Raw genomic sequence first — 8,624 nt, 5'->3', positions numbered from 1 at the left:
GCGGTCCACCACCTCCTCGTCCGACAGGTCGTAGACGTGCTTGAGGTAATGCAGCCCCACCATCAGCCGCGTCGGCTTGGCCGGCCGGCCAATTGGGCGATAGAAGTGGCCGAAGGCCTCGTCGAAGCGTGACCAGGCCATCAAACCCGACAATCGCGCCAACGGATGACGCGAATTAATGATGGCGTCGAGACGCTCGCGGAAGAGATCGTTCTTGCCGGAGGACGGCTCGCATGGGCGCATTGCAAAAACACCGGAAAATGAATGGATCAGGATCTATTTCTGGCATTTTCAAATACTTCAAACCCCATGGGAATCCCCAATATTCAAGGATCCAAAGGGTTTTTCAGGGCGAACTAACAAGCTCGCCCGGGCTATTTGGGCGATGCTGTCTACCGGAGAGGTGTTCCGGAGCGCGTAACCCTGAAAATCCATCAAATGCCGGGACTGAACACCTAGGTCGTGTTGACAAAGTGTCGTAACCAGATGCGTGCGGCGGCGAGATTGAGGAACGCGGCGAAGGACGCTTTGGTTTTGTAGTTTCGGGTGGCGATCCTGCGGAACTGTTTGACCTTGTTGAACATTCACTCGATCCGGTTTCTGTCCTTATAGGCCCGGAAGTCGCAAGCAATTTGCTCCTTGCGGTTTGACTTCAGTGGAATGACCGGACAGATCGCTGCGAGTAGCAGACTTTAGCGCACTGCATCGCCATCATATCCCTTGTCAGCCAAGAACAGTCTTGGCTTACGGCATGGCATGTCCAGAAGGGCCGGAACGGTGCTGTAGTCGGAAGCTTCGCCGCCTGTCAGGACAAAGCCAAGAGGACGTCCTTGACCGTCCGATCTGGCGTGGATTTTCGTCGTAAAGCCGCCCCGTGATCGATCAAAAACCTCCTTATGAGTCCCCCTTTTGCGACGGCTGCCTGACTGTGGCCGCGAACCGTCGTACTGTCGATCATATGCTGCCAGTCATCGGTAAGCCCGAGATCCACCAACGTTTCCAGAAGACCATCCCAAACCCCTTGCTCGGCCCACCGGCGAAAACGCACATAGACCGAGTTCCATTCGCCATAGCGCTCGTGCATGTCGCGCCAAAGACAGCCAACGCGCAATACATGCAACGTGCCATTCAAATAGCGACGGTTATCAAGTGCTGGGCGGGATTTCCGACCGCGTTCTGAAGCAAGCAACGCTTCGATCAATTCCCATTCTGCGTCTGTTAGATCACCACGTGCCAAGGCTGCCTCCTAAAAGACAGTCTTGATGATGTGGACGCCCCTGCCAGCGCGGCGCCAAGTATGGTGCTGAGAAAGAAGTGAAGGCAGGAAAGGAAGGTTCCAATGAACATCACAACACTTGGGCTGGATCTGGCGAAGAGCGTTTTCCAGGCGCATGGGATAGATGGATCGGGCAAGACAGTTCTGGTGAAGAAGCTGCATCGCAAACAGATGCTGCCATTCTTCTCGAAACTAGCGCCCTGTGTGATCGGGGTTGAGGCCTGCGCGACAGCACATCACTGGGCGCGTAAGGGAGAGGTTTTGGCTCATCTTCACCGATCAGGAGTGAAACATGAGACAGAAGAGCGAGCGTCATAGGGATGCAGCAGATCGCCGATTGAGTATCATGTCGAAACTCCTGCCAAGCACCGCGGAAATCAAATATCTTCTGGCGCGATTGCTTTTGAAACCGCCAATCGCCGCCTCATTCGTAATGGATTGGTCAATATGACGACGAAAACACCAATTCAACGCCGCAACCGCTCACTATAAGAAAAACCTAAATACGCAACTGTAGTACTAGGTCTTTCTGAAACATTTCTCCAACGTCATTGCTATGCCCATGTTCCGTCACTGTCGCCCTTGTGGACTGCGTTTTTTGTTTCTGATCGGTGCTCGGGGGTTGCTGGACGCAGCCTCAAATCTTCCAGGTCGCGCGTTTTGAAGGGCTTGGGCAGCGCCCTTTTCACTTATCTTTCCAAGTCGCCGGACTGGGTCCTGTATATACATTGAAGGCGATGCCGGAGGGGCGGAGCTTCGAACCGGAAATTCATTGTCCTCCCCGTCGAGATCGAAGACCTCGATTGAGCCTGAGCGCTCAATTCTACGCAGGCTTGGTATGTCTGCATTGATGTCAACAACCGCTACCGCTGCCGCCGGTGATTGCAGCAAGGGCAGCTTAGACGTGTGCTTTTGCCTGGTAGTCTCTTCCTGCTCCGTGTATTTTAGAGACGTTGGTTCGGCTGATGAAGAGGTTCTGGCTTTCTTCGAGGGAGGTAAAGGCATTGACCTTTGCAGTTCGATGTGGCACGCGGGATCAGATTGTGGCCGGTCTGACTGCAGGTCCGAAGGGGCTGCGGCAGACGATGGATCACGTCGTCGCTTGCGGCCCGCATTCGATTGGTCATGTGTTTGTCCTGTTGCGTTTGGCCTCTTCCTGTCTTCCAGCGGTATTGCGTCTGATGCGTCTCCGGATGCGGCCCTTTTTGGAAAGGGGGATGGTTCAATGGCGTCTTGCAAAAATGCTCGAATGTACTCAGCCGAATTGCGAAAATCTACTGCGGAGAGATTAGGCTGTCCTTTGGCTCTGGCTGTGCTTTTTCCCATTCGCAATATTTCTTGTATGTGGTTGGACAGCGACCTTTGTTCAGCCTCTGATCCATCCAACGCCTTTTGAAAACCTTCCATAAGCGTGCTTGTTGCCCTTTTGGAGACTTCTCTCGAAAATTGCCCAGGCGCACTGTCTCCGTTCAAAACAGACTGGACGAGTGGAAGCAGAACAGCACCGTCCTCTGATTGGTGACGGGACGTAGTGCCTGGATTGATGGGAGACGATGGCGACACGGAGCGCTGGCCTGAAGTGCCGGACGCTCCAGTATTTCTTGGGCAGGCTTCCTCTGATTCAGTCGCGCCAGCGTTTGAAGGTATTGGTAAAGGTTTGGTTACCATCAGAGACTCAAGGGTCGGCGGCACGTCGGAACCTGATGGCTCCCTAGATGCAACAGTGCGTTCTGGAATGTGGGAAGAACGTCCAAGTGTTAAACGCGTCGTTGTTTGCGCGGTTTTCGGCAGTTCAGACGTTTGGGCAGGGCGCGCAACATCGCGTTCGTCATTTTGCGGCTGCCCTGCGGGATTGCTTGGGCCTTGGTCTGTTGCGGCTGAAACAGAGTTTTCATCAGACGCGCTTGTCCAAGCCCTTCTAGCAGCGGTATTCGACAGGGAAGCAGTTTCTGGTGTCTCGCCAGCTCCATTGGCATTTGTCGCGCTGTTTGAAACCTCGCGTGCACGTTTTCTGCTGGTGCCTGTGTGCTTGAATACGGGTTGAATTTCGTCGACATCGCGGTCGTTTTCCAACTCCGGAGCGCCTTTGGGCGAGTGTTCGACGGCCTGCGGTGTGGTCTCTGAAGCAATGGGTAGCACAGAGCTAAACCCTTTTTCGATCTCTCCCCTGCGTTTAACAGCGTCACCCAGGATGCTGTCGGTTTTGGAAACAACTTCAAGATTCCTTTTCATTGTTTCTCTGAACTGCTCGGTGGTCTTGGTCGGGGCGTATTCGTCAGCCATTATCTTGCGGGCTCGGTCCAGCGCTTCAGCGCCATCTTTGGTTTCAAAGAGAAACTTTGCTCCGGCCGGAACCTTCTTCCGGGCCTCTGCAAGAGCCTTCCGAACAGGTTGCCCTACAACTTCCTTTGCTGAGCCATCAGAAATCAATGCCGGTTTATAGTTCGTGGCTGCAAACACATTTGGCGTAAGTTGAACTTCTTCCTTTGACCAATCGTCCAGGGATGGATGGTTGAGGCCTGCTTTTTTTGCCTCCAGCACGCGAGCGGTGAATACTACATCTTCAAGGTTGGCTTCTTGAAAATCGACACCGCGCTCCTTGGCATGACGTCTAAGGTTTGAGTTCAACAATTTGGTGAGTTTGATTGTTTCGGTCAGACCGTGTTGTGTTGTTTTGCTCCCGCCGCCTCTTTGCGGCGTTTCGACGGAATGTGTCTTCCGAATCAGGCCGGCTGACACCTCCTGGTCCCAATCCATCTCCTCTAGGACTGTTGCACTTTTGTCTTTCAAGTCTGACAAGGTTCTATTCATCCGTTTGTTACGGAAGACGAAATCATGTTCCGGTTGATTGGCTGCAAGAGTGGGAGAGATCAAATCCTTGAGAATAGGATGGAGCCCTTTTTCCGCAGGTGGCATTTCAAATCCGTCTTCCAGTTCGGCCTGCGAAACGATGCGTGTCGTACGTGAAACGAGTTTAATGCCACCTTTGCCGTCGGAGTGAATGTCTGTTGGCGACAGTAGTTCCAACTGGTTTATGTAGTTGTAATTTATCTTATTTGTTTCCTGGTTATGGATTGCAACCTCAAGCGTCCCCTGTCTTGTCCAGCCGCAGACGACGGGGCGCGGCGCAAAGGCTCTAATATAGTTTTCTTGCCAATCCGGTCGTATACCCGTTTTGATGTCAAATGCGGCGGCGTAAGACGAACGTGGCTTGTCCCCATCGTCGAGCGTGTAAGCATCCGTTCGCAGCCAGCGTTGTTCAAGAAATTCAGGAGCCGCTTGATCTGCGGGATAGACATCTGAACGCATGTAAGGGCGGCTGTTGTTTGTCAGTTCTGACTGTCTAACCTTTGCTGCCCAATCGAGCGAAGCCTGCTTAAGAGCTGGATCCCGCAATCCTGGCACTTCCATCCGTTTCTCGTTGGGAAGCTTTTCGAATTCAGCATTATGGTCATTAAGCATAACAAACCCGAGCCCGCGCTCGTATCTGATAAAGCCTCTGGCCAATTCCCTTAGAGGACCTTCCGGCACACTGAGATGTTTCTCGGTTTGATGTGGCTGCAATCGACCGATCTGGTTTTTTTGTAATTTCCACTCGTTGAAAAGGATCTGTTGCGCCCGTTCGACGTGACGATCAATGACTGGCTTGTTTGCGAGGCCGGATGGTTGCTTACTTTTGGGATCAGCAAGGATCTCGCGCAGGAACGCGCCTACTGCGATTTCATGCCTGTTCAAGAAAACGTATTCACCCAGGCTCTTCCTGAAACGGTCTCCCTTGGGATCTGCAGGGATGATCGCGTCCATGGCGCTCTTGATTTTGTTCTGACCGATTGAGAGTTCGCGCTTCTGCGAAATGCGTGCCTTTGGATCATACGCACCAATCGTTTCGCGCCGAGATTCGTCGAGATCAGTGTAAAACCGATCCGGAACAACCCCGCTGCTGTTCACCCGTTGAATTACTTGGTCGAATTTCAGAAGCTCGAATTCTGGTTCCCGTTTTTGTTCTGCTAACTGAAATGCAGAGAGTGGTTTTCGGCTCATGAGTGGGCGGATTGCGTGCCAACGTTCACGATTCGAATGGATCTCAGTCAGCATTCATCTACACTCCTGCGTTAGCAACGGACAAGGTTGCCCCTCCTCTCATGTGTTCTTGAGCTCGCTAACAGCGCGTATTGCTCGGTACAAAAGGAGCGAAAAGTCGGAAATTACAAGCGAGCTTGATCCAGGTTGAGAGAACGCGAAAAAGCTTACCGTCTTCGGCGAGAGCCTTTAGTCTCTTTATAAATTTGAGACCATTTTGGCGATCAAAAAACAGAATTGTTTTGCCTTATTTGGGCGAGTATTTGATGAAAGTTAGTTCTTTGAAAAACTGCGTTTGTGTGCTTTGAATGGTATTCAAACTGCTTCTTATTCTGTGCGTTTTTGCTGCAACTCAAGAATTTTGGCCAAAAGTTCAGCCTGTGGTGAATTGTCTAGAGGGAGGGCTTTGAATCGTTCAACACTTGGCGCTTGTTGAGCGACGGACTGTGGTGGCGTGGGAGGTGAGACTTCGGCGCTGGCCGACCTTGTTGCCGTTGACTTAGTGCTGGGGTGCGCTGGTACCGCGGGGGTTTTTGCAGCTGAGGAAGCGCTTTCAATCTGTTGTGTTTTGTTCTCCGCCTCCGGTGAGGTGGCCGGCTTGAGCGACCGGGCTGCGGGTTCCGGAAAAGGTCCACTTTGGTCTGCAAACAATCGCTTAAGCACCTTGTCTTTGTAGAACCTTACTTTGTTGATGAGTAATGGTGGTTCACCCTTGATCAGAACGATTTCCAGATCTTCATCCAACAACCTGATCTGCTCCGGTCGGATGAGTTTGGCACTCTCGTGACGTTCCTGAATGTTAGATTTCAGTGTTTCAAAGCTATTCCAGGATTTAGACCGTGAGGTGTGCGTGTATTCACCAATTGCTTTTGCGATATATTCTGGTGTGTCCGCATCGCTCGTCGCCATAAACACCTGAATACCGGTGTTGCCCAAGAAGTTTTCTTTTCCTGACTGGCCGTAATTCTCAGTCAGCGCAGAGAGAGACTGAATAATAAACATGAACCTTCCATTGTAGCCTGCAATGGTCGTGATTGCGGTTTCGATCGCCTGCATCTTCCCGAGGTGCTTGAACTCGTCGAGCAAGAACAGAACTTCAAAAATTTCATCTTTGTTTGGAAGTGTTCTTTGAAGAATGGCGACTGTCTGTTGGAAAAGCAGTCTAACCAAGGGCGAGAGAACCTCAATATCGTTGGGGCTAACGACGATGTAGATACAATGAGGCTCTCTCCTCAAGGCATGAATGTCGAAGTCCGATTTTTCGGTTGCGTTCTTAACAAGTTGATCGGCCCAGAGGTTGAGCCCGCCATCACCAAGGACAGAGGTGTAGGACGTAAGTATTTTGGTATCGTTGCCCGCCATGTTGTCGAATATTCTGCGGGCTTCTATGGAGTTTGTTTCCTCGGCAAGTTTGGCGAAGAGCTGATATTTTTCGCCTGGTTGAGAGAACAGGTCATAAACGGCACCAATGGTTGGAGTGCCACGCTCGATAGCGGCCAGTATGCCGGCAACGAGTAGGTCGCGTGCACCGTCTACAAATCCTTCTGCACCTTTGCCTTTCGGCACGATTAAGCTTGCAGCAAGCCGTCTTGCCTCGATGAATCTTCTTTCGGGAGACGTTGCGGCGATATCTTCAACCGGGTTGTATCTGTGCGTGCGCCCTTGCGGATCCAGCGGCGAAAACTTGAAGACCCGGTCACCGCGCGCCTGTCTCGAGCGGGACGTCAGATCAAATAATTCTCCTTTCACATCCAGCACAACGGACGATCCATTGTGGGTCAGCATTGTCGGAATGACGACACCAACACCCTTTCCTGCACGGGTAGGAGCGGACACCAGAATATGAGGGTGAGGACCGTTGGTAAGATATTTGCCACCGCTTTCGGCGCGACAGGATTTGCCAAGGATTGGGCCTATTATGTTTGAGTAGGGTTGAAAATATCCTTTTTTGATCAGTTCACGATCGCTGGCCCATCTGGCTGTTCCGTGAGCATTGTTTGGATCAGGGCGGTAGAGAAAAATAAGAACACAAAGCAGGATCAAACAAGTCGAAGCGGCTCCCGATGCAAGAGCCATCACGTATGCATCCGTCAACTCCCCCACGACAAAGGGGCTTTGTTCCCAAAGCGCAAGAAAGTTGGGGTTCGCCAGTTTCTCCGCCGAAAAACCATTTTGGAGCGAAAGATACACGATTGATACAAGTAGCCCCAACGGTGAGGCCATCATTATAGTCAGTCCGCTGGTGCTCAGAATGTCATATGGACTAGTTTTTTTCATAGCAATTCGAAGCAGACACCTTTCGTGTCGAGACAGGATAGGTTCGATAAAAATTGCGGATTGGCCGCTCGATTGTTTTCAAAACCAATTTGTTGGCGAGCTAGAATTCGCGTTTTATTCAGTATTTGTCATCGAGGAAGCTGTAGTCGTTTTGGCTTATTGACTTTCTGTCTTGATGTTGAGGGTCTTTGTTTCGTAAAGCCCAGGTAACGAGGTCAACGAAAACACGATCAGGTTTCCGGCCGTGTTGGTAGCTATGATGTCTCCAAAGTCGACAACAACTTCGCCGGAAGAAACATTTAGTGTCAGGGTGTCATTGCCATCAGAATCCGGGAAGTCTGTGGGCCTCAAGGAGCCGACCTTGTCATTTGGAGCACACCAAGCTTGGTGCAGCCATTCGGGCCATGTGCGAAGATCTCTTCGGTTTTTTTGGGTTAACATGAAGAGAGTTTCTTGATAGGACACTGGAAGATTAAGCAATTTCACACCTATATTTGATTGTTAGAATAAGTCTAAAATAAAATTTTTCTGAAAAAATGTTTCAAATCTGCTTTTTTATGCAATTTTTTCAATATTTATTTCTTAAGGTGAAGTCGGACTCTTTTTACTTATGACTACGAGTGGAATTTGGCTCCGTCAGGTTCAGACGGGTTTGATTTTCGGCGATGACAGGAGGTCACAAGGAAAAGGCGCGTAATTAACGAGGTGTTTTAAGCTTCGGACCCATAAATCGGCTATGCAAATCAGTGGAAGTCTGATTCAAACTCCTGAACAGGAGTTTGAAGATGCCTGATAGGTTCTACTGGCTCAGTGATGAGCAATTTTTAAAGTTACAGCCGCTTTTTGCCAACCGACACACGAGGCACGGCCCGTGTTAATGCCCGGCGAGTAATCAGCGACCTTGAAAGGTAGTTTAGCCCGAAAAATTCACGGTGATGGTCGATTGTGTGCTTGAAGCTATGATGTTGTCGCGTTTGCGGTGTTTTTAGGC

The 8,624-nt window shown here is 50.8% G+C and carries 7 protein-coding genes and 1 pseudogene; 1 reads left to right on the top strand and 7 read right to left on the bottom strand.

The genetic code is table 11. From position 1 onward, the window contains the following. From Q0835_RS28820 to Q0835_RS28805, 4 genes are all read right to left on the bottom strand, one after another. On the bottom strand, positions 1-243 hold a 243-nt coding region (locus Q0835_RS28820), incomplete at its 3' end, for a transposase (RefSeq protein WP_298966744.1). Between the two features lie 212 nt (positions 244-455). After that, positions 456-584, bottom strand: a complete 129-nt coding sequence (locus Q0835_RS28815) for a hypothetical protein (RefSeq protein ID WP_298966742.1) — start codon at positions 582-584, stop codon at positions 456-458. 108 nt (positions 585-692) lie between these two features. Further along, on the bottom strand, positions 693-854 hold the full coding sequence (locus tag Q0835_RS28810; protein WP_298966746.1) for a transposase: 162 nt from the start codon (positions 852-854) through the stop codon (positions 693-695). Next, positions 806-1,237, bottom strand: a complete 432-nt coding sequence (locus Q0835_RS28805) for an IS5 family transposase (RefSeq protein WP_298966740.1) — start codon at positions 1,235-1,237, stop codon at positions 806-808. The genes Q0835_RS28810 and Q0835_RS28805 overlap by 49 nt, the downstream gene beginning before the upstream one ends. A 102-nt stretch (positions 1,238-1,339) precedes the next feature. On the opposite strand from Q0835_RS28805, the pseudogene Q0835_RS28800 reads away from it, so the two are divergent. Continuing rightward, positions 1,340-1,525, top strand: a pseudogene (locus tag Q0835_RS28800) (IS110 family transposase); the annotation flags it as partial. 321 nt (positions 1,526-1,846) lie between these two features. Here Q0835_RS28800 and Q0835_RS28795 read toward each other — a convergent pair. From Q0835_RS28795 to Q0835_RS28785, 3 genes are all read right to left on the bottom strand, one after another. Then, positions 1,847-5,371: a hypothetical protein gene (locus Q0835_RS28795; protein ID WP_298966738.1), complete on the bottom strand. Its 3,525-nt coding sequence runs from the start codon at positions 5,369-5,371 to the stop codon at positions 1,847-1,849. Between the two features lie 312 nt (positions 5,372-5,683). Then, positions 5,684-7,633 carry a type IV secretion system ATPase VirD4 gene (virD4, locus tag Q0835_RS28790; protein ID WP_298966736.1) on the bottom strand — a complete coding sequence of 650 codons (1,950 nt, stop codon included), beginning with the start codon at positions 7,631-7,633 and terminating at the stop codon, positions 5,684-5,686. Between the two features lie 156 nt (positions 7,634-7,789). Then, positions 7,790-8,074 (bottom strand): hypothetical protein, encoded by a 285-nt coding sequence (locus Q0835_RS28785; protein ID WP_298966734.1) that lies wholly within the window; start codon positions 8,072-8,074, stop codon positions 7,790-7,792. Positions 8,075-8,624: the final 550 nt, after the last annotated feature.

The sequence above is a fragment of the uncultured Roseibium sp. genome, from assembly GCF_947499295.1.
Classification (GTDB): Bacteria; Pseudomonadota; Alphaproteobacteria; order Rhizobiales; family Stappiaceae; genus Roseibium.
This window is presented reverse-complemented; position numbering and strand designations above follow the sequence as displayed.

Bases quoted from the DNA above. Each gene is read 5' to 3' on its own strand.
- Q0835_RS28815 (WP_298966742.1), bottom strand. From the start codon at position 584: ATGTTCAACAAGGTCAAACAGTTCCGCAGGATCGCCACCCGAAACTAC.
- Q0835_RS28795 (WP_298966738.1), bottom strand. From the start codon at position 5,371: ATGCTGACTGAGATCCATTCGAATCGTGAACGTTGGCACGCAATCCGC.
- virD4 (WP_298966736.1), bottom strand. From the start codon at position 7,633: ATGAAAAAAACTAGTCCATATGACATTCTGAGCACCAGCGGACTGACT.
- Q0835_RS28785 (WP_298966734.1), bottom strand. From the start codon at position 8,074: ATGTTAACCCAAAAAAACCGAAGAGATCTTCGCACATGGCCCGAATGG.